Source organism: Duganella sp. SG902 (assembly GCF_013376005.1).
Taxonomy (GTDB): domain Bacteria; phylum Pseudomonadota; class Gammaproteobacteria; order Burkholderiales; family Burkholderiaceae_D; genus Rugamonas.
The window spans coordinates 51,555-74,739 of record NZ_JABMJK010000015.1 but is presented as its reverse complement, the minus strand read 5'-3'; the positions used below and the strand labels follow the sequence as shown (position 1 = coordinate 74,739).

The window sequence follows — 23,185 nt, the reverse complement described above, 5'->3', positions numbered from 1 at the left end:
CTAGTTGTTGGGTAAAGCCCGGCGCTGGACGCCGCGCAGGCCGGCCACCACCAGCGCGCCGTCGGCCGCCTGCGCCAGCGCGGCGGACGGCAGCGGCTGGGCGCCGGGCTGGCGCGCGAAGCTGCGGCCGTGGTCGCCGCTGATCAGCACCTCGCCGCCCTGGCTGAGCAGGGCCAGCCGGCCGTCGGCCAGCACGATGCCGGCGGTCAGCGCCTGCTGCAGGCCGGTCTCCACCGGCGTCCAGCTGCGGCCCTGGTCGCCGGACCACCAGGCGCTGCCGCGCAGGCCGAAGGCGACCAGCTCGCCGCCGGGCGCGGCCACCAGGCCGAAATAGCTGCCCTTGTACGGCGAGGCCAGCGCCTCGAAGGTGGCGCCCTGGTCGAGCGAACGGAACAGTGAGCCCTGTTCGCCGGCCAGGTAGAGCGCGTTGCCGGCCGCGCGCACGCCGTACAGGTGCAGGTTTTTCGCATTGGGCACGTGCTGCTGCCACGGCTGCCAGCTGCGCCCGCCGTCGCCGGTGCGGAACAGCAGGTTGTAGGCGCCGGCGATGTAGCCGTTGTTGGCGTCCGCGAAGTACAGGTCGAGGAAGGGCTTGTCGGGCCCGTCCGCCTGCATCAGCTCGGCGTTGCGTTTCTCGGCCGGGGTGCTGGCGGCGCGCGCCATGCTGTCGGCGGCCTGCAGGCCGTCGAACTGCTTGCGCCAAGTGTGGCCGCCGTCGCTGGTGTGCAGCACCACGCCGAGGTGGCCGACCGCCCAGCCCAGCCGCGGCGTCACGAACTGCACCGCCACCAGGCTGACCTGCACCGGCGTCGGCGCCTGCCGCCAGCTGTTGCCGTTGTCGTCGGACAGCAGCACGATGCCGCGCTCGCCCACCGCCACCAGCCGTGGGCCGGCCTGCGCCAGCGCCAGCATGACGGCGCCGCCGGCCTTGGCCGACAGGATCGCCGGGCTGGTCAGCACCGCCGGCGCCGGCTGCGCCGACCAGGCTGGCAGCAGCCAGGCCGCGGCCAGCGTCAACAACAGGGTTTTATGGATCGCCATGGCATCGCTCCGCATTAGCGCGAACCCTGGTTGGCCAGTTCCTCGGGACCGAAGTAGCTGACCGGCAGGCGCGGAATGGGCTTGTACTGCACCGGCAGTTCATTCGACGAGGCGTTCAGCAGGTAGGCGCCGGTCTGGACGTTGTAGGTGCCCCACATCACGCTGCCCAGCACCGCCGGCAGGTCGGGCGCCAGCAGCGTCAGGGTGTAGTTGCTGCGCCAGATCTGGCCCTGCGCGTCGTAGCCGTCGATCTGGATCACTTGCCAGCTGTCCTCGTCCAGGTAGTAGCGGCGCTTGGCCACCACGTGGCGCTTGCCGGGCGCCACCGTGGCTTCCACCTCCCACACGCGGTGCAACTCCCAGCGCACCAGGTCGGGATTGAGGAATTGCGGTCCCACCAGGTCGGCGATCTTGGCGGCGGCCGCGCGGTTGTTGTTGTAGGGGATGTACAGCTCCTTCTTGCCGATCAGCTTGAGCTCATGGTGGTCGATCGGACCGAACAGCATGAACGCCTCGTCGAAGAAGCCGATGCCCGAGGTGACCGAGTCCGGCGTGTCGTAAGCCACCGATGGCGCGCGGCGCACGCGGCGCTGGCCCACCAGGTATTGCCACAGCGCGCGCGGCGACGCCTCGTTCAGGCCGTCGTGGGCGAGAATCCCTTCGCCGGCCTTGGAGGCCGGCGCGCGCGTGATCAGGCGGCCGTACTGGTACATGCCCTCCATCTTCTCCAGGCTGCCTTCCTTGAAGTAGTAGGGCCGCATGACGGTCTGCTCGGCCTCGTTGGCCAGCGAGCGCTTGCCGTCCGGCGTGACGATCCAGGTGCGGGTGTTGTAGATCGCCGTCTCGCCGGTCCAGGCCAGGCGGTGGTTCCAGATCGCCTCGTAACCGGTCTTCGGAATCGGGAATGGAATGCCGCCGTAGGCGCCCTCCACGCCGTAGCCGCCATCCACCGTCTTGGCGCGGGTGGCGTTCTTGTAGGTGTTGTCATACACCCAGCTCGGGGCGCCGGCGGTGCGGTGGGTCGGATACACGTCGACCCGGTAGGCCGGATACTTCTTCAGCATGGCCACGGTGCCGGCCGACAGCTTGGCCGCGTACTGGTCGACGTTCTTGCCGGTGATGGAGAACAGCGGCTTCTCGGCGGCGAACGGGTCGGGGCGGGCGTCGCCCGGCTTGTAGCCGGGCGCCACCTTGGCGTAGGCGCCTTCCCAGGCGGGAATGCTGCCATCCTTGTTGCCGGCCTTCTCGGCGCCCAGCGGCGTCAGCGTGGTTTTCAGCGCGGCGGCTTCGTCGGCGGTGACGGCCGCCGTGGCCAGGCTGTGGGTGAGGATCAGGGCGATGGCGCCGGCCAGCAGGTGTGCGTTGGATTTCATAGGGTGTTCCATTCTCAGAAGGCGCGTTTGATGTTGAGCGAGATGTAGTTGCGGTCTTTCAGCGATTGCGCATAACTCAGGATCGGCGTGTTGGTGGCCGGGTTGTTCTTGAGGAAGGTGCCGGTGCCACCCAGGAAGCGCACGTAGCTGATGCCGAATTTCCAGTCCTGCTGATAGCTGCCGCTGAGGCCGATGTTGAAATCGCCGCCATGGGCGCTGCCGCCGTTGAAGTTGAAGATGGTGGACGAGCGGCCGGACAGGTTGTAGCCGACGCCGATCGGCACAGTCAGGTCCAGCCCGGTCAGCACCTGGTAATAGGCCGGCTCGAAGATCATGCGCACGGCGGTGGCGTCACGCGTGGTGTTGGGATCGAGCGAGCCCTGGAAGCTGACGCTGGTACGGCGGTTCCACGCCAGTTCGCCCAGCAGCGAGCCGCCCTGGAACAGGCTGTTGGTCGGCAGCACGTAGATGGCCGACAGGTTGACGTGGGCGCTGTTGCCCACCGCGTAGGCCGGGTTGCCGCTGTTGTCGGCCAGCGCGCCGCCGCCCTGGCGCGACAGGAAGTTGGGCGTCGGGTCGCTGACCAGCGGCGTATTGCGCCGCACCGACACTTCGGCCGCGACGTTGACGCCGCCCAGCACCGTGCTGGCGCTGGCGCCGTAGGTCTTGATGCCTTCGGCGTACACCGCCTGCACCGTGGCCGGCGCGCCGGGCGGGAAGGCCGGCGCGAAGCCGAGGTAGAAGTAGGGCGTCTTGTCATGGTAGCGCGCCGCGTACAGGCCGAACTCGATATCGCTGCCGGCCGGCGTGAACTTGACCTGGGCGCCGCCCTGGCCGGAATTCCTGGCCTTGCGGTCGGGCTGGGTGTAGAACGCCGGCGCGCCGGAGTTGGTGGGCGCGACCAGGAAGGCGCTGGCGCCGGCACCGGCGGCGTCGTAGCTGCTCAGGTAGCTGCCGGCGCCGGGAATCAGCGTCGGCCGCCATTCGAACTGGTAGTAGGCGCCGATCGACACGTTCGGCAGCACCTGCAGCTGGCCGGACAGCTGGTTCACCGGACGCAGGATTTCCTTGAACTGGGCGCCGGGCACGGACAGCAGCTTGACCAGGTCGACCGGACCTTGCGCGTTGGCGATGCCGTTGGCGCCGAAGAACAGGCTCTCGCCGTACTGCAGCGTGTGGCGGCCCAGCCGCACGGTGCCGGGCAGCTCGCCGAGGCTGCCCTTGCCGAAGACGAAGGCGTCCAGCAGCTCGGCGTTGCGGCCGTGCAGCACGCGCGTGCCCTTGGTGAACTGCTGGTTGCCGTTGCCGGTCAGGACGCCGGCGTTGCTGCCGGGCGAGGCGTTGTCGTTGCTGCCGTTGTAGACCGAGTCGTACCAGGCGGCGGCGCTGACGCGCAGGCCGGCGTTGCGGGTGCCAACATCGAGCTCCGTCAGCCAGTCGACCCGGTTCGAGACGATGCCCTTGTTGCGGAAGTTCTGGTTGCCGTCGTCCAGGTTGTAGCCGGTGAAGTCGGCCGGGCCGTAGCCGGGATAGCCGCCCGCCAGCAGGCGCGGATCGGCGTCCTTGAGGCGGTAGGCGGCGCTGTACTTGATGGTGTTGTTCCAGCTGACCTTGACGTCGGAACCGGTGTCGAATTCGAACGCCAGGGCCGCGTGGCAGGGCAGGGCGGCGGCTACCGCCAGCGCCAACAGGCGCAGTGCAGGTTGTTGTTTCATGTCTCCCCCAGGGATAGTTTTAGGTATGGGTGGTGGGTGCTGCTTGCTGCGTTAAATAAAGGTGGACGCCAACCCTCCATCGACAGGAATGTTGATGCCGCTGATCCAGCGCGCGGCGTCGGAGCAGAGGAAGGCCACCACCGGCGCGATCTCGTCCGGATAGGCCGGGCGCTTCATGCGGCCGGCATCGCGCTGCACGCGCTCCTGGCCCAGCATGGAGACGAAGTCGCCGAGGATGGGCGTGAACACCGGCCCCGGGGCCACGCAATTCATGCGCACCGACTTCTCCAGAAACCATGGCTGCGACTGCACGTAAGTCCAGACCAGCAGCGCCTCCTTGAAATACTGGTAGCAGGTCTCCTGCGGCACCGGATGGTCGCGCAGCCAGCCGGCGCCGGCCTCGAATCCCCGCACGGCGGCCAGCTCCTTGTGCGGCGCCAGCCGCTGCGGCCACTCGGCGCCCAGGATGGAGGCGATGTTGACGATCGACGAACCGGCCGGCATGCGTTCCAGCACGCGCTCGGTCAAGTGGCGCAGCCCCAGGTAGTTGACCCGCGCCACCAGCTCGGCGGGCGCGGTGCCGGGCACGCCGGCCACGTTGCACAGCGCGTCCACGCGCTGCGGCAGCTGGGCCACGGCAGCGTCGATGCCCTCGACGCTGCCGAGGTCGGCCTGGATGAAGCCGTCCAGCGTCAGGCCAGGGGTATTGCGGTCGATGCCGATCACGGTGGCGCCACGCGCGCGCGCCAGCCGGGCGGTTTCGGCGCCGATGCCGGAGCAGGCACCGGTGATGACAATGGTTTTATTGAGTAATTCCATGGTGTCTCTCGTGTTGTTGTGTGTGGTTAGAAGGGGTAGTGCGGGGCTTGGCTCTTGATGGTCAGCCATTGCCATTGGGTGAATTCGTCCCAGTCGGCCGGGCCGCCGTGGCGGCCGCCGTTGCCGGAGCTGCCGCTGCCGCCGAACGGCGCATGCACCTCGGCCACCACGGTCTGGTCGTTGATGTGGGCATGGCCGCAGGGCACGCGGTTGACGATGTGCATGGCGCGCGCCAGCGATGGCGAGATCACGCCCAGCGCCAGACAACCCTCGGTTTGGGAGGCCAGCGCGATGGCGTCGTCATCGCTGTCGAACACGCTGATCGAGGCCACCGGGCCAAACAGCTCTTCCTCGAAGCAGCGCATGCCGGGACGCACGTCAGCCAGCACCGTCGGCAGGTAAAAGCGGCCGTCGTGGGAACCTCCGGCCAGCAGCCGGGCGCCGGCCGCGATGGAGTCCTGCACGATGCCGTGCAGGCGTTCGACCTGGCGGCCGTTGATCAGCGGGCCGAGCGCCACGGTGCCGCTCATCGGATCGCCGACCGGCAGGCTGGCGGCCTTGTCCAGCAGGCGTTCGGTGACGGCGGCGGCGATGCCGCGCTGGAGCAGGATGCGGCCGGAGGCCATGCAGATCTGCCCTTGGTGCAGATAGGCGCCCCAGGCCACGTTGGCGGCGGCCACGTCGGGATCGGCGTCGTCCAGGATCACCAGCGAATTCTTGCCGCCCAGTTCCAGGGCCACCTTCTTCAGCGAGCGTCCCGCCAGCTCGGCCACGCGGCGGCCGACGGCGGTGGAGCCGGTGAACGACACCATGCCGATGTCCGGATGGGTGCACAGCGCCTCGCCGGCGTCGGCGCCGCCGGGCAGCACATGCAGCACGCCCGGCGGCAGGCCGGCTTGCTCGAAGATGCGGGCGATGATGACGCCGCCGGCGACCGGGGTTTGCAGGTCCGGCTTGTGCACCACGGCGTTGCCCACCGCCAGCGCCGGCGCGATCGAGCGCAGTGACAGGATCAGGGGAAAGTTGAATGGCGAGATCACGCCCACCACGCCGTGCGGCACGCGCCGCGCGATGCTGAACTGGCCGTGCGGCGCCGCCAGCAACTGGCCTTGCGGCTGGGTCAGCATGGCGGCGGCCTCGTGCAGGTGGGCGACGGCCTCGCGCAGTTCCAGCTGGGCCTTGGGCAGGATGCCGCCGGTTTCGCGCGCGATCCATTCGGCCAGCTCGTCGCGGTGCTGCTCCAGCAGCCCGGCGGCGCGGCGGAAGATGGCGGCGCGTTCTTTATAGTCGCTGGCGGCCCAGTCGCGCTGCGCGGCGCGGGCGAGGGCGGCGGCGCGCGCGACGTCGTCGCCGTTGGCCTTGCCGGTGTGGCCCAGCGTGGCGCCGGTGGCCGGTTCGATGATGGGCTGGCTGCCTCCTCGCGCGGCGCTCCAGCCGCCGTCAAAGATCTTGCCCTGCCAGATGATGTCGTGTAAAAACGCGATCGCGTCGGGTGCGCCCATGTTGGTCTCCTGTGGCGTGGTTGTTGTGGCTTTTACGCTTGTATTAGCCAATTCCGTGCCAGTGCCCTGGGAGCCGCGCATGCCGCACCGCAGGGGGTGCTAAATGCTTCAATTTATTCAGTAATTTTCACGGCGCGAGATCGCGCGCTGCGTTGCAGCAGAAATCGCGTCACGATAAATTTTGATCAATTGATCAAAACCCGTTGGGGCCGTTGTACCATTTGATCAATTCATTCAGCGTCGCAAGGAACTCGATGAAGCACGTGCAGCAGGTATCGCTGGCCGACATGGCCAAGTCGGAAAGCCGGATTCTCAATCGCGGCGATAGCGCCCATATGAACGCGGGCGCGCCGCCGACGCTGGACGACCTCACGCAGAGCCTGCAGTTCTCGCCGGGCGACGGCCGCATCTGGCTGAACGGCCAACGCATGCAGCTCATGCACACCAGTTCGCTGGGCGACCTGCGGCGCGAGTTGGTCGACAGCCTCGGCATGGAAAAGACGCGCGGCCTGCTGACGCGGGTCGGTTACTCGGCCGGCATGCGCGATGCGCAGCTGCTGCGCGAGCGCTGGCCGGACGCCGAGCCGGCGGCGCTGTTCGCGGCCGGTCCGCGCATGCACGCGCTGGAGGGCGCGGTCAAGGTGGAGCCGGTGCATTTCGAATTCGACGTCGAGCGCGGCACCTATCACGGCGAATTCCTGTGGCACCACTCGAGCGAGGACGAGGCGCACATCGCCCACTTCGGCATCGGCACCGAGCCGGCGTGCTGGATGCAGACCGGCTACGCGATCGGCTACACCAGCGCGCTGGTGGGACGCCTGATCGTTTACCGCGAGGTCGAGTGCCAGTCGATGGGGCACCGCCGTTGCCGCCTGCTGGGCAAGCCGGCCGACGAGTGGGACGACATCGAGGAGGATCTCAGTTATTTCAACGCCGAGGCGTTTGTCAGCACCGCCTACGGCCAGCGCAACGGCGCCAATTCCCGCAACACCGCCGTGTTGTTCCCGGCCGAGGGTGGCGGGCAGGACAAGCAGATGGTGGGCGTGTCGTCCGCCTTCAACGCGGCCTGCCACATGCTGCGGCGGGTGGCGCCGACCGAGGCCACGGTGCTGTTCACCGGCGAATCGGGCGTCGGCAAGGAGATGTTCGCGTCCATGCTGCATCAGATCAGCCCGCGCAAGGAGCGGCCCTTCGTGGCGGTGAACTGCGCCGCGATTCCGGAGACGCTGATCGAGTCGGAGTTGTTTGGCGTCGAGCGCGGCGCGTTCACCGGCGCCTCGGAATCGCGGCCGGGCCGCTTCGAACGCGCCAACGGCGGCACCCTGTTCCTCGACGAGATCGCCACGCTGAGCATGGTCGCGCAAGGCAAGCTGTTGCGCGCCCTGCAGGAGGGCGAGATCGAACGCGTGGGCGGCGCGCGCAGCATCCGCGTGGCGGTGCGGGTGGTGGCTGCCACCAACGTCAACCTGCGCGAGGAGATCCGCGCTGGGCGCTTCCGCGAAGACCTGTTCTTCCGCCTGAACGTGTTCCCGATCCACCTGCCGCCGCTGCGCGACCGGCGCGACGACATTCCGCTGCTGATGAGTTATTTCCTGCGGCACTACGGGGAGAAGCACCAGCGCCGCGTGACTGGCTTCACCGCGCGCGCGGTGGACGCGCTGCTCAATTATGCGTTCCCCGGTAATATCCGGGAATTGCAGAATCTGGTCGAGCGCGGCACCATCTACGCCAACGAGGATGGGCCGATCGACCTGCCGCACTTGTTCACCAGCGGCGAGGATGCGGCGCAGTCGTATTTCTCGCTCAGCGTGACGGGACAGCTGAGGCAGGGCGAGGCGCCAAGGGAAGAGGCGGGCGGACAGGGCAAGCAGCTGCTGGACATGGTGCCGGGCTTGTTGAATGCGTCCGGCGGCGCCTGGTCGCTCGACCAATTGGAGCAAGCATTGATCGTGGCGGCGGTCGAGCAGGCGCAGGGCAACCTGTCGGCGGCGGCGCGGTTGCTCGGCCTGACGCGGCCCAAACTGGCCTACCGCATGCGCAAGCGGGAAGAGGAAGCGGCCGGCGCCAGGCCAGCGGCCGATGAACGCTTATAAACTGGAGGAAGCAGATGGCATTGACGTGGTTTGATTCGATCGATACGCTGGATTGGGGTGAACTGAGCGCCCTGTATCACGCGGCGCCGCTTGGGAACAAGAATCCGGCCGACCTGAAGGTCGCGTTCGGCAACAGCCGCTTCGTGTGCTTTGCGCGCGAGGATGGCAAGCTGGTGGGCGTGGGCCGCGCGCTGGCCGACGGCATCGACTGTTCGTACATCTGCGACGTGGCCGTGATGCCTAGCCATCAGGGCACCGGCTTGGGCAAGGAGATCGTGGCGAGGCTGGTGAGTCTTTCCGCCGGCCACAAGAAAATCATCTTGTACGCAGTGCCGGGCAAGGAACCGTTCTATAAGAAATTTGGCTTCCGGCGCATGCGCACGGCGATGGCGATCTTTGCCAATCAGTCGCAGGCCGTGGAAAATGGCTATATCGACGAATCCTGACAATCGTAAAGAAGGACGTGTGCGCATGAAAACCGGACAGATTCGTTATCTCCTGATTGGCGGCTTGATTGCCGGTGCGCTGGACATCACCTTCGCGATCTCGTTTGCCGCCTATAACGGCACGGCACCGCTGCAATTGCTGCGGATCGTCGCCAGCGGCGCGTTTGGAAAGGAGGCGTTGAGCGGAGGCCCGGCGATGGCCGCGTTTGGATTGGCCGCGCATTTCGGATTGTCGTTGGCGTGGGCCGGCGTGTATCTGATGCTGGCGCGGTTGTGGCCTTCCCTGGCGCGACACGCGCTAGCATGCGGCGTTGTATTCGGCGTGCTGGTGTTCTTCGTCATGCGGCTGGTCGTGTTGCCGGCTTCCGCGTTTCCGTTTGCCGTACACTTCAAGCCACTTGCAAGCGCACTCGATCTGTTATCGCATATGTTCCTGTTCGGCTTTCCGATCGCATTGGCGGCGCGCAAAGCTATCAACGGAGATAATTAAATGAGCCTGTCATTCCATATCGACTTCAGCGGGCAGTGCGAGGAGGCTTTCCGGTTTTACGCCCAGCACCTTGGCGGCAGAATTGGCACGATGTTGCGGGTAAAGGACTCGCCGGTGCCGGCGGTGTCCGAGGCGCATGGCCAGACCATCGTCCATGCGAACATCAACATCGATGGCGTTGAAATCGCGGGCGCCGATGTCGATCCGGGCCGATATGAGAAGCCCAAGGGCTTCTATGTGCTGCTCGGCGTGGACTCGGAGACGAAGGTGAGGACTTTCTTCGATGCGCTGCAAGCCGGTGGACAGGTCGTGCTGGCGCCGCAGAAAACATTCTGGTCGCCGTGCTACGCCATCGTGACTGATCGTTTCGGCGTGCCTTGGAAGCTTAACTGCGGCACGTGAGGCCATTTACGCTGGCAGCAATAGTGAATGTTGGCTGGCGGTGTGGAAGTCACGCCAGACGCGGTTGATGGTGCTTTCCGCGTGGGCGGCGTGGAGGCCGCAGTAGGGATATAGCTCGTCGACGGCGGAGCGGGCGATGGCGACCAGACTCAGGGAGGTCGTCTGGATGGCGAGCATGTCGCTTTCATTCAGTGCCTGTTCATCGGCCACCCGGAGCCAACTGAGGTCCAGTACCTCATAGAACCGCGCGCGGGCGGCTAGCAGGCTGTGTTCTTTCTCTTCCAGCAGCGGCATGCCTTTCTTTCGGCGATGGACGCACTCGCGCGCGAGTTCGATGAAGTGGCTGGCCATGCCGGCCACGTTGGCCGCCAGCGTGACGTAAGCCAGCGAATAAAACGGGAATCGGTAGAGCGGGCCGTCAGCCGTCGCGGCATCGGGGCGGATGGCGAAGCCGTGATCTTCGCTCACCCATGCGTCTTCTATGCGGTAGCTGTGCGAGGCGCTGGCGCGCATGCCGATGCTGCGCCAGTTGTCTTCGACCCGCACCTGCGCCGCCGGTACCAGGAAGGCGCGGATGCGTGGCGTTCCGTCGGCGTCCAGCAGCGGCTCGCCGTTGGCGCGCAACACCGCGTTCAGGGTGAAGTGGCTGGCCATCGGTGCGCCGCTGGCGTAGTCCCAGCGGCCGGTGATGCGGTAGCCGTCGCCGTCTTCGTCGGCATAGCCGGTCGGCGCACCGCTGCCGCCCAGGCAGACGCGCGGCGTGCCGATGATCTGGCGTGCCAGCTCCGGCGACAGGAAACCGGCGAACCAGCCGGCGCCGGCGCACAGCGTCAGCACCCAGCCCATGCTGCCGTCGATGGCGGCCACGGATTCCTCCAGACGAACCACCTCCGGCAAAGGCAGTTCGGCGCCACCGGCGGCGCGTGGCGCCAGCATTTTCAGCCAGCCGCGCCGGTGCAGCAAGGCTTGCTGGACTGGGTGCAGGAAGCCTGCGGCGTCGGCCGCCGCCGCGTGGCGTTCAATCCGACGGGCGTCACGCTGGGAGAGCTGGGTCATTTTATAAGGCTGTGCGTTTCGACTAAAGGCCGATATTGTCGCACAGCCGGCACCGTTGGGCGGATCAGTAGGCGGTCGATAGCACCGGCATCTGGCCACGGGCGTATTGTTCGGCGGCGCGGCGCTCGTCCTTGAGCAGGCGGCCGTTGGCGATCCAGCGTACCAGCCATGGTATGCGGCCGACCGGCAGTCCGGCGCTGGTCGCCAGCACGTAGGCTTTGGCGCATTTTTCCAGCAGTTCGGCGTTGAAGACGGTGCGCTCGGGCAGGGTGCCGAAACACAGCACATGTCCGGGCGCGATCCACGCATTGGCGCCGCTGTGCAGGCGCGCCTGGTTGAGGGGGAGTTCAACCGGGCCTGCTAGCAGGGCGACAGTGCGGCCCAGATGGCGGATTTGTTCGTCGAATACGCCGGGCATGTCGTTCTCCAGCGCGTACAATGCGGACGCCCATGGCTGGCGATTCAACAGCACGCAGCCAACGTCGGCGCGGGTGCGGTACACCGCCAGATGCTGCGCCGCCAGCGGCGCTCGGGCGCCGTCATCGGCCAGCGGCACGATCTCCACCTGCTGCGCCGGGCCGGAGCCGGTTTGCAGCAGGATGTTGCCGCTGCCGGCCAGGCGCATGGACAGCGTGTCGTCCGGCTCCAGCAATCCCTTGGCACCGAGGCGCCTGGCGGCGTCGTTCAGGCGCGCGATGGCTGCATCGTAGTTCATTTGCATCGCTTCCATCACACCAGCCGCAGCACGGATTCAAAACGGTTCAGCGCTTCGTCTATGACGGCGTCGGTATCGGCCATGCTGGTGTAGATCCGGCTGCCCGCCAACGTCACCAGGCCATGCGCCATGTAGGCAGCGCCCATTTCCTCCATCATGTGTTTGCGCGCGTTGACCTCTTTCATCAGCTTGATCGGATTGCGCATGCTCATGAGCAGGACGGCCGAGGTTTGCAGATGCACGATCGAGCCCTGGTTGTAGACCACATAGGGCAGGCCGAGCCGCTCGACGATCTGAGACAGTCCTTTGCACAGCCGGTCACCCGCGCGCCCGGCCACCACCGCCGCGTTGGTGCGCGCCATTTCCGAGATGGCGTAATAGCCGGCCACGCAGGACAGCGGATTGGCCGACAGCGTGCCGCCGACAAATGCGCGCTTGCTGGTGGAGCCAATACCCCCGGCCAGCAGCATCATCACGTCCTTGCGGCCGCCGATGCCGCCCGCCATCAGGTAGCCGCCGGTCAGGCATTTGCCGAACACTGTCAAATCCGGGCGCACGTTGAAGTAGCCTTGCGCGCCGCCCATGCCGATGCGGAAACCGGTCACCACCTCGTCAAAGATCAGCAGCGCGCCGAATTCGTCGCACAGCGCGCGCACCTGGCGGTTGTAGTCCTCGTAGACGGGGCGAGTGCCGCTCTCCGGCCCGAGCGGCTCGACGATGACCGCCGCCGTGCCGCCGCGCAGCTTGTTGAGCCATAGCTTGCGCCGCAGCGCATCCAGATCGTTGGGGAAGCACTCCTGGGTGTAGGCGGTGGAGCCGGCAGGGATGCCGATCGCCTCGCGCCGGCCGGTGCCGGGCAGGCGCATGCCATATACCATCTGGTCGCTCCAGCCATGATAAGCGCCACCGATCTTGATGATCCATTTCTTGTTGGTGTAGGCGCGGGCCAGGCGGATGGCACCCATCACCCCTTCCGTGCCGGAGCCCAGCATGCGGAACATCTCGATGTTCGGCATGTACTGGCGGATCAGTTCCGCCAGCTTCACTTCGTATTCATGAAACAGGCCGGTCACGGGACCGCAGTGATCCAGCAGCTCATGGACTTTCTTGCGTACCGGGGCGTAGTTGGAACCGAGCAGCGTGGGGCCGCCTGCCTGCAGGAAGTCGATGTACTGGTTGCCGTCCACGTCCCACAGGTGCGCGCCTTCGCAGCGGTCGGCCGCAATCGGGAAGGGATAGTTAAATGCCAGGTTGTGCTGCACACCGCCGGGGATCACCTCCGCCGTGCGTGCGGCCAGCTGTTTCGAACGCTGGCATTTCTGTTCGAAATAGTTGAGTATCTCGTTCATTTTGTCGCGTTGGATGGGACGCACCGGTTCGCGCAGCAGCGCTTGCAGTCGGTCGTGGATGGCGGCGGTATCGTGCCATTGGCTGATCGCGTATTGATCGGCGGCGGGCTTTAGATCGGTGGCGGCAAGTGTCATGATGTTCCTCTAATCGTGCGTTCTATGGATTCCGGCTTTCGCCGGAATGACGGTCAGGTGTTCAGGCAGGCGAGCGCCATGTGGCGCACGGTCGCGGGAGCGGTGTTGGCGGCGGCGATGCGTTGGCGCAGGAACAGCGCTGCGGCCGACTCGATACGCCCGACGTGCGCGATGGCTTCCGTCATGTCGGGAGCGGCGCAGATCACGCCGTGATTCTTCAGCAGATAGCCGTGCAGGTCGGCGCGCAGCCTGCGGCCCAGGGCGCGCACCAGCATGCCTGTGCCGGACGGCGCATATGGCACGATGGCCACGCGTTCGCCCAGCGCGCGCCGCAGCGCCTCGTCCTGTACCGGCAAATCGATATTCAGCAGCGCCACCGCGCTGGCCAGCGGCTGGTGGGTGTGGACGCTGGCCTGCATGTCGCGCTTGTAGCGCAGCATGCAGGCGTGCATGGCGCTTTCCACCGACGGCTTGAGCGTGCCTTCCACCTGCCGCAGCGTATCGAGACGCAGCACGCAGATGTCGTCCGCGCGCAGCGTGTAGTAGTCGGCGCCAGAGGGCGTCACGGCGAACAGCTCGTCGTTGATGCGCAGGGCGAGATTGCCGCCGGTGCCGGCCAGGTAGCCTGCTTCGGCCAGCGTCAGGCAGGCCTGGATCACCTGCTCTTTGTGGGGAGTGTATGGGCTCATAATCCTTGGTGGTTCAGTCGCTGGTACAGTGGTGCGAGTCGGCGATGCAGTTCGGTGAAGGCATCGAAGCAATCGTCGTACAGGTTGCGATGCACGTGGTTGGGCTGATAGGTGGCACGGTAGCGGGTCTGCGCGGCGGCGCTGGCAAAGTCCAGTTGCCGCAGGCCGACGAAGGCGATGTACGCCGCGCCGATGGCGTTGGCCTGCATCGGTTCCGCCAGCTGGCGGATCGGCAGGCCCAGGACGTCGGCGAAGATCTGGCACCAGACGTTGGAGCTGGCGCCACCACCGACCGCCGTCAGGTGATCCAGTTTGCGGCCGAGGAAGCGCTGCACCGGGTCGACCATCCAGCGGGTATTCAACGCCACGCCCTCCAGGATGGCGCGGATCACGGTTTCGCGCGTGTGGTCGAGCGACAGGTTGAACAAGCCGCCGCGCAGCGAACGGTCTTCCACCGGACAGCGCTCACCATACAGCCAGGGAGCGTATAGCAGGCCGTGGCTGCCCGCCGGCACCTTGGCGGCGATGCGGTCGAAGATCTTGTACACGTCCGGGAGTTGTTCCTCGCGCAGCAGTTCGTCCTGGTGGTACAGGATTTTCTCCTTGAGGAAGCTGAGGTTATTGCCGGCCGAGGTTTGCATCGCCATCATCAGGTACTTGGATGGCACGGCGCACGGTATGGCCGCGATCATGGCGGAGATGTCGGTTTTCTTGCGCGGTACGTGCGCGCCGATCCACGACGAGGTGCCGAGGTAGAGATGGGCGTCGCCATCGGCCAGCGTGCCGGCGCCGATGGCGGCGGCGCTGTTGTCGATGGCGCCGGCCACCACGGCCGTCTCGCGCCGCAGCCCAAGCTGGTTGGCCACTTCGGCCCGCAACACGCCGATCACCTCGGTGCACGGCACCACTTCGGGGAATTTGTCCGCGTCGATGCCGCTGGCGCGCAGCAGCTTGTCGTCATAACGGATGTGATCCACGTCGCGGTTGTCGGTGACCCATGACGTCAGGATGGAGTCGTGCGAGGCGACGAAGCGGCCGGTCAGGCGCAGGTTCAGGTAATCGAGGACGTTGAGGAATTTGTAGGTGTTCTGGTACACCTGTGGATACATGTCGCGGATGAACAGCATGTGCGCGGCCGGGTCTTTGCCGGACAATGCCGGCGCGCCGCCGCACAGACGCAGCCAGCGCGCCAGCTTGAGGGGATCGTAGCCGGCCACGTTGAGCCAGCCGCGCACCTGCTTGCGCAGCGGCGCCGCGCCGCGCATGTCCATCCAGGTGATGGCGTTCATCAGCGGGATGCCTTCGCGGTCGACCGGGATGGTGCCTTCGCCCTGCGTCGAGCAGCACACCGCAATGACGCGCGACGCAGACACGCCAGCCTTGTCGAGCACTTCGCGCGCGGTGGCGAGCAGCGCCTGCCACCAGTCCTCCGGCACCTGTTCGGCGCCGGCGCCGTCCAGCAGGTGCAGGGCGACCGGGCGATACGCCCACGCCAGCACCATGCCGCCGCGCGTCACCAGCGCGGTCTTGCAGCCCGATGTGCCCAGATCGACCGCCAGTACCAGTTGTTCGTCCATGCCGCCAAACGCCTCTGTCGTGATGATGGCACGACTATAGAGGGAGGGGCGCGCGGGGCGTTATGGCAAAAGCGGACGGGATAGGGGGCTTATCCGGCCAAATGTGGCGACCGACGCCGGAACGGTGCTAGCGCATTTCGCTGGGCGTGTTGCCGGTCCAGCGCTTGAAGGCGCGGCGGAAGTTGTGCGAGTCGCAGAAGCCCACTTCAAACGCCACCTGCTCGATCGACAGGCGCGGATTGGCCAGCATCTCCAGCGCGCGGTTCTTGCGCACGTTGTCCAGCAGCGACTGGTACGACACACCATTTTCCGCCAGTCGCCGACGCAAGGTGCGCTCGCTCACGCAAAGTTTGCGGGCGATGTCGGCGAAGCTGAGCTGCTCGCGCAGATTCTGGCGTACGGCCCGTTCGATCGACTCGAACAAGTCCACCTTCTCGCGCTCCCGCGAAAAGCCGATCTCCATGAACTCCAGCGCCTGACGATGGCTGAGCGGATCGTAGGTCAGCAAAGGCCGCGCCGCCCATTCGATGTCGGTCACGAAGGCGGCCACCGGCTGGCCGAAATGCACCGGGCACTGGAAGATGCGCGTGTATTCGTCCGCATAGGCCGGCGCCGGATAGTTCAGGTCCACGCGCCGCGGCAGGAAGCTGTTGCCGGCCAGCCCGCGCGCCACCTGCAGAAAGCTGGCGAAGGCCTCTTCGACCAGGAACATCTGGATATCCGGCTCGTGAAAGCGGTTGCTGGCGCTGACCGAGACCACGCGTTCATCCTGACGCATGTCGAATTCCAGCATGCTGCCGGTGAATTTTTGCTGGCTCATGCCCAGCGCCACGGCGTCGCCCAGCGTGGCGCAGGTCATCATGGCGTAGCCCACCAGGCCGATGGAGGCGATGGTTTCGCGCTCGCCGATCAGCAGGCCCAGTCCCTTGCCCGGCGCCAGTTGCAGGGCGCGCCGGATTAGCGCGCTGCCCTGGCGGAACGAGACGCGGCAGGCCGGGTTGCTCAAGTCCTCCAGCGTGAAGCCCAGGCCGAGGCACAGGCGCGCCGGATCGTGGCCGAATTCGGCCATGGTGGCGGCCAGGCAGCGCAGCAGGTAGACCGGGATGTTGGCCGTGGTGTAGCGGGTGTAGTTGTCGGATTCGGTCATGAACCAGAGCGTCCCATGGCCGGATCGGCCCCGTCAAGTGCCGGCGTGGCTATCCTGCCACGGGCTTGCAGGGATGGAGCTTGTCCTGTGAACACCCCCGGTGTGGCCGAAAATGACCCACCGCAAGCGGGCGGCTTGGCGCTATTCTTGTCAACATTCCATTCCGGGAAAGGTTGATCATGCCGTTTACCGTGCCATCCAGCGCCATCCGCGTGAGCGGTTTGAGCGCGGCCTTTGCCGCCGCCCTCAATGGCACCATGGTGATGCCTTTGATTGTGATGGCGCTGTGCCGCGTTCCCGGCATCGACGAAGCCACGGCGACGGCGGTGGCCAGCGCGGAAGTCGGCGGCATCGCGCTTTACTGCCTGCTGTGTCCCCGCCTGGTGCGGCGCGCGCATTGGCAGGTGGCGGCCGGCGGGGTGTTGGCCATGGTGGCGGGACAGTTGCTGAGCCATGTGACGGACAGCGTGGCCACGCTTAGCCTGGCGCGCCTGCTGGCCGGCGTGGGCGAGGGTGCCTTATTCAGCCTGATTACCTGTGACGTGGCGGCGCAGGCCGAGGCGGAACGCATCTGGGGCCAGATCAACCTGGTGGGCGGCGTTTGCATGGGCGGCTTGCTGTATGCCTTGTCGACGATGGCGCCGCAGGCCGGGCGCGGACCGATTTTCCTGTGGCTGGCGGCGTTCGGCGTGGCGCTCGCGCCGCTGATCCTGAGCATACGGCCACGCGTCGAAGCCACACCCGTGGCGCAAGTCTCTCCCAGCGCGCCGTTGGTGCGCCTGCCGCGCGCTCAACTCGCGCTGGTGCTGGTGGTGGTGCTGCTGGTGTACGGCGTGCAGGCCGGCCAGTGGGCGGTCAGCGGCTACGTGGGCGAGCGCGCCCACATGGCGGCGGAGACGGTGGGCCTGTTCCTGGCGCTGTCCTCGATTCTTGGCTTCGTCGGCGCCATCGTGCCTTCGCTGACGCGCAACCCGGCGCGCCGCGCGCCGCTGGTGGCGCTGGGCTTCGTCATCCTCGGCGCGGCGGTGTACGCCTTCTTCAATATCGCCGGCCAGTGGTCGTTCCTGCTGTCGCAAATCATGGTCAACGTCGGCTTTTACATGTTGACGCCATTCCTCACCGGCCTGCTGACCGAGAACGACCCGGATGGCGCGCTGGTGATGCGCACCTTGATTATCGCCATGCTGGGCGCGGGCATTGGCACCGCGCTGGCCGGCGAGCTTTTTGTCAGCGGTGGTCCGGGCATGTTCAGTTTGATTGCGGTGGGAGTCGTGGGCCTGGCATGGGGTGGCGCCATGGCCGTGTTTAATACAATAAAAAGGACGAAACATGAGCACGAAGAAGCACAAGTTGGCACTCGCCATATCGCAGGCGCTGATGGCCTTACCGGCCATGGCGGCGGATGAGGCGACGATCCCCAGCGTCATCGTCACGGCGCAAAGCCGGGCGCAATCACTGCGCGACGTGCCGATCTCGATGCAGGTGGTGAGCGCAAAAGACATCGCCGACCTGGGCGCGGTCAACCTGTCCGACATGAACGGCTATATTCCCGGCCTGTCGGTGGATGGCTCGCAGCCCACCCAGCCCAACTTCGCGCTGCGCGGCATCGGCACCGGCGACTTCGGCATCGCCACCGACGCGCCGGTCGGGGTGTATCTGGATGGCGTCTATCTCGGCAAGACCGGCGGCTCGCTGCTGGACTTTAATGACGTGCAGCGGGTGGAGGTGCTGAAAGGCCCGCAAGGCACGCTGTTCGGGCGTAACAGCGCCGCCGGGGCGATCGCCATCGTCGCCAATGAGCCGTCGTCGGAACGCGAAACCAGCGCCACGGTGCGCGTGGGCAGCCATCGCGCCGTGTACGGGGAGGGGGTGCTCAACCAGCCGTTATCGGACACCGTGGCTTTCCGCCTGTCGGCGGTGCGCAACCGCAGCGATGGCTGGGCCACCAACGCCTACAACGGCGAGAAAATGGGTGGCGAGAGTGCCTGGGGCACGCGCATGTCGCTCAAGTGGGCGCCATCCAGCCAGACCAAGGCTATCCTCAGCTGGGAGCACCAGGATATCGATCAGACCGCGCGGCCCGCGTTTGGCGTGTCGCCGCAAGTGGCTTCCGGCGAATTGCCGCCGTTCGATCCCGATCCGGCGGTGCTGGCGAAAACCTTCGTCAATCCGCTGCACAGCGGCTTGCGCAACGATGCGCCGGCGCGCGAAACCCTGTCGCTCAATGGCGTCACCCTGCGCTTCGAAACACCACTGGCCGGCGCCACGTTCGCCTCCACCACCTCATGGCGCAAATTCCGAAGCTATAATCGCCAGGATAACGACGGCACCGCCAACGTCGCCACCTATCTGGACACCGCCAACGCCGAACGCAATACCACCTGGCAGCAGGAGTTCAAGTTAAGCAGCAAGAACGAGCTGCTGGACTGGGTGGCCGGCGTGAGCCTGTTCCGCGCCAAGGTGACCCAGGTCTCCGACGTCAACACCACCACCGACACGCTGGACACCCTCAACTACAATACCGGCCCCTTCGCCGCCGGCGGCATCCCGGCCGGCGTGCCGCTGTTCCCGGTGCTGTATGGCCTGGCGCTGGGCGACGGCACGCCGTTCTCGGGCGGCGCGCCGGCTTCCGGCACGCAGTGGCACGAGCAGATGATCAATGGCCTGACCTCCAAATCCGCCTCGATCTACGGTGACGTGATCTGGCACGCCACGCCGTCGACCAACGTGACGCTGGGCGTGCGCTTCACACGCGACAGCAAGACCACCAGTTGGGACGTTCCGGCCGCCACCAGTTCCGATCCGACCGCCGCCATGGTCGCCAACGGCGTGCTGGGGCTCAATGCCATCGTGCTGGCCAACGCGTCCATGGTGGCGCCGTTGTTCCCTTCGGCCAGCAAGAGTTGGCGCGACACCAGCCCACGCCTCGTAATCGACCATAAGCTGGACGCCAGCACCATGCTGTTTGCCTCGCTGTCCAAAGGCTATCAGTCGGGAGGTTTCAACGTGTTCCAGCCGAGCGACGCGGGCGGCGCATTCGCTCCGGAGAAGATGACCAACTTCGAGGCCGGCTTCAAGACCTACCTGCCGGCGTTGCGGCTGTCGCTGAATGGATCCGTATTCTCGTACCGCTTCAAGAACCTGCAGGGCATCGAGCTGTTGTCGGTATCCGGCGGCGGGGTGCCGACTTATAACATCACCAGCTCCAACCAGCGCGGCAAGGGCGTTGATCTGGACGGCAGCATCAAGGTATCGCAGTCGGTGCGGTTCTTCGGCGCGCTGGAATATCTCGACCATACCTACGACCAGAAGCAGTTCACCGACTGGGCCGGCAACAGCGTCGATTTGTCGGGCCAGCCGGTTGGATCGCCCAAGCTGACCATGATGGCTGGCGTGAACGTGAACTGGCCGGCGTTCGGCGGCCATGCGGACCTTAGCCTGCAGGGCAACTACACCAGCAAGACGCGCTGCAACGCGCAGATCATCCAGCAGTGGGGCTGCCTGCGCGGCGGCGCCTTCGAGACCGGGGTGGCCACGCAGCGCGCCGATCTCAAACTGGGCTGGATGAACGCGGACCGCCGCTATGGCGTGGCGCTGCTGGTGAATAACCTGTTCAACAAACGCTACATCGGCACGCCGGGTGGGCAGACCTCCAGCATCCTTGGCACGCCGTACTCCAGCATCAGCGCGCCGCGCTATATCGGCCTTGCGCTCAGCGCCAATCTGTAAGCCATGAAAAAGCTGCTGTCGCGTGCGTGGAACTACGACTTTGCGCACAGCGAGGCGCATACCGTGGCGCGTCTCGCGGTGGTGATGGGCGTGCTGCTGGTGGCGTTCGGCGCGTTTGACATGCTGGCCGACACCGGCAGCGGGCTGTATCGCTTCCTCACCGGGCATATCGATGCGCGCACCAATCCGTTGGCGGGCATGCTGGATCAGGCGCAGTTCGAGCGCATGGCATGGCTGCTGATCGGCGGGTTGGGCGCCTACATCTCGCTGTTTGCGGTAGCCAGCTTCGTGCTGTCGCTGCGGCGCTATGGCCGGCATGCGTTCATCCCCATCTTCATGGCGCACTTCCTTTCCAACCTGGTGGCGATGGCGGTGGGGCTGCTGTTGTTTGCGTCGCTGGGCGCCGTCGCGTATGTGCTGGGCTTCCGCTACGAGGCCGGCGCCAACCTGCTCTCGGATGGCTACACGGCGGCGCTGGATCTGTTGAAGCACCATATTCCGACGCTGGTGACGTTGCCGTATCCGCTAGCGCTGGCGCTCGGCATCGTGTTCGGGTCATTACCGGGATATTTTTCGCACTGGCTGGCGCATCACTCGCGGCTGGTGTGGTACGGCGCGCACCGATGCCATCACTCGGCGGAGATCATGCATCCGGTGGGCGTGGGCCCGTTCATGTTCTTGCCGGGGGTATTTGGCAGCTTCCCATCCATCGTGTTCGCGGCCGTCAGCACCAAGCTGTTTTACTACGAGCCGCTGCTGGCCGAAACGCTGGTGCTGGGCAGCCTTGGCATCATGCTGGAGAAGTTCAATCACACCACGGTGTTCTATGATTTCGCCTACCGCAATCCGCTGGTGCGATGGACTTCCGCGTATTTCGGCAACGGCGTGTATCACTACATGCACCACACCTCGAAAGCGGGAGACGAGATTGTCAACATAGGCGGCAGTCCCTTCCTGTTCTGGGACCGTGTGTTTGGCACCTATCGTGCGCCAACCCCGGTCATGCCGCGCGTGGGCCTGACCAACAATCCTTACATACGCCTGAACCCTTTCGCCATCGTGCTGAGTGGCTGGCAGCAGATCGCCTATGAGCTGAAAATGAATAAATCGTGGTCCACGCGCTTCTGGATCGTGTTCGGCACCGTGTACTGGTCGCCGCCGATCAGCCGCGACTTCCTCATCCTTGGCTATCCGGAGCAGTGACATGCGCATCGTGAAAATAACCGTTGGCGGCTTGTTGGCGCTGGCCGTGCTGCTGCTTGGCTGCGTGTACCTGGCGCCCGGGCCGACCACGCGTTTCTTCATCAACGTCGAGCGCATGCGCTCGGGACTGGAGCGAAAAGAAGTCACGCTGGCCGATGGCGTACGTGTCGTCTATCTGGAAGGCGGGAAGGGGGAGCCGCTGATGCTGCTGCACGGCTTCAGTGACGACAAGGACAACTTCGTCTACGTGGCGCGTGAACTGGTGGGCAGCTATCGCGTCATCATCCCCGACATCAATGGCTTCGGCGAATCCTCGCGGCCGGAACGCGCCAACTACGGCGCCGAAGCGCAGGCGCAACGCATGCACATGTTCGCGGCGGCGCTGGGCTTGAAGCGTCTGCATCTGGGCGGCAGTTCGATGGGCGGACAGATATCGCTGCTGTACGCGGCCGACCATCCGGATGAAGTGCAAAGCCTGTGGTTGTTGGACGCCGGCGGCCTGCGCACCGCGCCGCCGAGCGAGATGGACAACATGAAGGCCAACCCTAAAAAGGACTTCGACGCCGAGGCCGACATGGCGATGAGCGATCCGCCCTTCATCCCCAAGCCGATGATGGACTACATCGGCCAGGAGCGCGCCAAGAACGAAGGCATGGAAAAAATCATCGGCCAGCACCTGAGCCACGAGCCGGGCGTGGAGGAACGCGTCAAAGGCCTCAGCACGCCATCGCTGATCGTCTGGGGCGCACAGGACCGCATACTGAACCCGGCCGGCGCCCAAATCCTGCACCGCCTGCTGCCACGCTCGCAAGTCATCATCATGCCCAACACAGGCCACCTGCCGATGTTGGAACAACCCGAAAAAAGCGCCGCCGATTACCTGAACTTCCGCGCCACGCTGTAATTTCCTTGACACCCCTCATAACCCCAACGCGCTCTTTGCGGGATGGTTGCCAGCTCATGCTTACATTGTTTTGATTTTATATCTGAACTGGTATAAGGTGGCGATATGACAGCGGGCGAGAAACCACTGATCTGGGTAGGACGAAGTAAGAAAGACCTGCTGGCGTTGCCACAGAATGTTAGGCGCTTCTTTGGCCACGCGCTAGACTTTGCCCAGCGCGGCGGCCAGCATGATGCTGTCAAGGCACTAAAAGGTTTCGGTGGCGCGGCAGTCCTTGAGATTATCGAAGACGACAGTGGCGGCACCTATCGCGCCATCTACACAGTCAGGTTTGAGGAAGCGATTTTTGTCTTGCATTGCTTCCAGAAAAAGAGCAAACACAGGGGCGAGGTTCCGAGGGAAGACATGGATCTCATTCGAGATCGTCTTAAGGCCGCCGAGATGCTGGCAAAGGAGCTACGACATGGTAAAGCGCAAGGCTAACGATACTGAGGTGGAAGTCAGCTCGGGGAACGTTTTTGCGGATTTGGGTTTACCCGATGCCAACAAGCTCAAGGTCAAATCAGGGCTGGTGGTAGAAATTACCAAGGCGCTCCGACGTCTTGAATTGACACAAGAAGAGGCGGGGCGGAGGATGGGAATTCCGCAATCGAAGGTCTCGGCAATGATGCGAGGTGATTTTGCCAATCTGTCCGAACGCAAGCTGATGGAGTGTCTCAACCGGCTTGGCTACGATATCGAAATCAAAGTGCGCCCAACAAGTGAGCCTGTTGGGCAGTTAAAGTTGTCGATAGCTTGAC

At 65.4% G+C, this 23,185-nt stretch carries 21 protein-coding genes; 10 read left to right on the top strand and 11 right to left on the bottom strand.

The annotated features are described in order from the left end of the window. From FHW83_RS24845 to FHW83_RS24825, 5 genes are read right to left on the bottom strand one after another with little or no spacing between them, the layout of a single operon-like run. A complete protein-coding gene (locus FHW83_RS24845) occupies nucleotides 1–1,041 on the bottom strand; it encodes a YCF48-related protein (protein WP_176649052.1) in 1,041 nt (346 codons plus the stop codon). 14 nt (nucleotides 1,042–1,055) lie between these two features. Next, a complete protein-coding gene (locus FHW83_RS24840) occupies nucleotides 1,056–2,414 on the bottom strand; it encodes a DUF1329 domain-containing protein (RefSeq protein ID WP_176649051.1) in 1,359 nt (452 codons plus the stop codon). 14 nt (nucleotides 2,415–2,428) lie between these two features. Next, on the bottom strand, nucleotides 2,429–4,129 hold the full coding sequence (locus FHW83_RS24835) for a DUF1302 domain-containing protein (RefSeq protein ID WP_176649050.1): 1,701 nt from the start codon (nucleotides 4,127–4,129) through the stop codon (nucleotides 2,429–2,431). A gap of 51 nt (nucleotides 4,130–4,180) precedes the next feature. Next, nucleotides 4,181–4,948, bottom strand: a complete 768-nt coding sequence (locus tag FHW83_RS24830) for a coniferyl-alcohol dehydrogenase (RefSeq protein WP_176649049.1) — start codon at nucleotides 4,946–4,948, stop codon at nucleotides 4,181–4,183. Between the two features lie 26 nt (nucleotides 4,949–4,974). Next, nucleotides 4,975–6,450 carry a benzaldehyde dehydrogenase gene (locus FHW83_RS24825; protein WP_176649048.1) on the bottom strand — a complete coding sequence of 492 codons (1,476 nt, stop codon included), beginning with the start codon at nucleotides 6,448–6,450 and terminating at the stop codon, nucleotides 4,975–4,977. 254 nt (nucleotides 6,451–6,704) lie between these two features. On the opposite strand from FHW83_RS24825, the gene FHW83_RS24820 reads away from it, so the two are divergent. The 4 genes from FHW83_RS24820 to FHW83_RS24805 are packed head-to-tail and all read left to right on the top strand — an operon-like array spanning nucleotide 6,705 to nucleotide 9,881. Next, the gene (locus FHW83_RS24820) at nucleotides 6,705–8,543 is read left to right on the top strand and encodes a sigma-54-dependent Fis family transcriptional regulator (protein ID WP_176649047.1); all 1,839 of its coding nucleotides are present in this window, start codon (nucleotides 6,705–6,707) and stop codon (nucleotides 8,541–8,543) included. A 14-nt stretch (nucleotides 8,544–8,557) separates the two neighbouring features. Next, nucleotides 8,558–8,989: a GNAT family N-acetyltransferase gene (locus FHW83_RS24815; RefSeq protein ID WP_176649046.1), complete on the top strand. Its 432-nt coding sequence runs from the start codon at nucleotides 8,558–8,560 to the stop codon at nucleotides 8,987–8,989. 25 nt (nucleotides 8,990–9,014) lie between these two features. Beyond that, entirely contained in the window at nucleotides 9,015–9,479 is a 465-nt protein-coding gene (locus FHW83_RS24810; protein WP_176649045.1) for a hypothetical protein, read from the top strand. After that, nucleotides 9,480–9,881, top strand: a complete 402-nt coding sequence (locus tag FHW83_RS24805) for a VOC family protein (RefSeq protein ID WP_176649044.1) — start codon at nucleotides 9,480–9,482, stop codon at nucleotides 9,879–9,881. A 6-nt stretch (nucleotides 9,882–9,887) separates the two neighbouring features. Here FHW83_RS24805 and FHW83_RS24800 read toward each other — a convergent pair whose 3' ends face one another. The 6 genes from FHW83_RS24800 to FHW83_RS24775 form a co-directional block, all read right to left on the bottom strand. Further along, the gene (locus FHW83_RS24800; protein ID WP_176649043.1) at nucleotides 9,888–10,937 is read right to left on the bottom strand and encodes an acyl-CoA dehydrogenase; all 1,050 of its coding nucleotides are present in this window, start codon (nucleotides 10,935–10,937) and stop codon (nucleotides 9,888–9,890) included. A gap of 64 nt (nucleotides 10,938–11,001) precedes the next feature. Then, nucleotides 11,002–11,652, bottom strand: coding sequence for a class II aldolase/adducin family protein (locus FHW83_RS24795; protein WP_176649042.1), 651 nt, complete (start codon nucleotides 11,650–11,652; stop codon nucleotides 11,002–11,004). 14 nt (nucleotides 11,653–11,666) lie between these two features. Continuing rightward, on the bottom strand, nucleotides 11,667–13,136 hold the full coding sequence (locus tag FHW83_RS24790; protein ID WP_176649041.1) for an aspartate aminotransferase family protein: 1,470 nt from the start codon (nucleotides 13,134–13,136) through the stop codon (nucleotides 11,667–11,669). A 53-nt stretch (nucleotides 13,137–13,189) separates the two neighbouring features. Beyond that, a complete protein-coding gene (locus tag FHW83_RS24785; RefSeq protein WP_176649040.1) occupies nucleotides 13,190–13,825 on the bottom strand; it encodes a class II aldolase/adducin family protein in 636 nt (211 codons plus the stop codon). After that, a complete protein-coding gene (locus tag FHW83_RS24780) occupies nucleotides 13,822–15,402 on the bottom strand; it encodes an FGGY-family carbohydrate kinase (protein WP_176649039.1) in 1,581 nt (526 codons plus the stop codon). The genes FHW83_RS24785 and FHW83_RS24780 overlap by 4 nt, the downstream gene beginning before the upstream one ends. Nucleotides 15,403–15,529: 127 nt before the next feature. Continuing rightward, the gene (locus tag FHW83_RS24775; protein ID WP_176649038.1) at nucleotides 15,530–16,549 is read right to left on the bottom strand and encodes an AraC family transcriptional regulator; all 1,020 of its coding nucleotides are present in this window, start codon (nucleotides 16,547–16,549) and stop codon (nucleotides 15,530–15,532) included. 179 nt (nucleotides 16,550–16,728) lie between these two features. Between FHW83_RS24775 and FHW83_RS24770 the strand changes: the two genes are divergently transcribed. The 6 genes from FHW83_RS24770 to FHW83_RS24745 all read left to right on the top strand — a co-directional run bounded on the left by FHW83_RS24770 (nucleotide 16,729) and on the right by FHW83_RS24745 (nucleotide 23,184). Further along, complete coding sequence (locus tag FHW83_RS24770) at nucleotides 16,729–17,955, top strand: MFS transporter (RefSeq protein ID WP_176649037.1); 1,227 nt, start codon at nucleotides 16,729–16,731, stop codon at nucleotides 17,953–17,955. Continuing rightward, the gene (locus FHW83_RS24765) at nucleotides 17,879–20,278 is read left to right on the top strand and encodes a TonB-dependent receptor (protein ID WP_176649036.1); all 2,400 of its coding nucleotides are present in this window, start codon (nucleotides 17,879–17,881) and stop codon (nucleotides 20,276–20,278) included. The genes FHW83_RS24770 and FHW83_RS24765 overlap by 77 nt, the downstream gene beginning before the upstream one ends. A gap of 3 nt (nucleotides 20,279–20,281) precedes the next feature. After that, entirely contained in the window at nucleotides 20,282–21,481 is a 1,200-nt protein-coding gene (locus tag FHW83_RS24760; RefSeq protein ID WP_176649035.1) for a sterol desaturase family protein, read from the top strand. A 1-nt stretch (nucleotide 21,482) separates the two neighbouring features. Further along, nucleotides 21,483–22,385, top strand: coding sequence for an alpha/beta fold hydrolase (locus FHW83_RS24755; RefSeq protein ID WP_176649034.1), 903 nt, complete (start codon nucleotides 21,483–21,485; stop codon nucleotides 22,383–22,385). 105 nt (nucleotides 22,386–22,490) lie between these two features. After that, nucleotides 22,491–22,868, top strand: a complete 378-nt coding sequence (locus tag FHW83_RS24750) for a type II toxin-antitoxin system RelE/ParE family toxin (RefSeq protein ID WP_176649033.1) — start codon at nucleotides 22,491–22,493, stop codon at nucleotides 22,866–22,868. Beyond that, nucleotides 22,849–23,184 carry a helix-turn-helix domain-containing protein gene (locus tag FHW83_RS24745; protein ID WP_176649032.1) on the top strand — a complete coding sequence of 112 codons (336 nt, stop codon included), beginning with the start codon at nucleotides 22,849–22,851 and terminating at the stop codon, nucleotides 23,182–23,184. The genes FHW83_RS24750 and FHW83_RS24745 overlap by 20 nt, the downstream gene beginning before the upstream one ends. Nucleotide 23,185 lies beyond the last annotated feature (1 nt).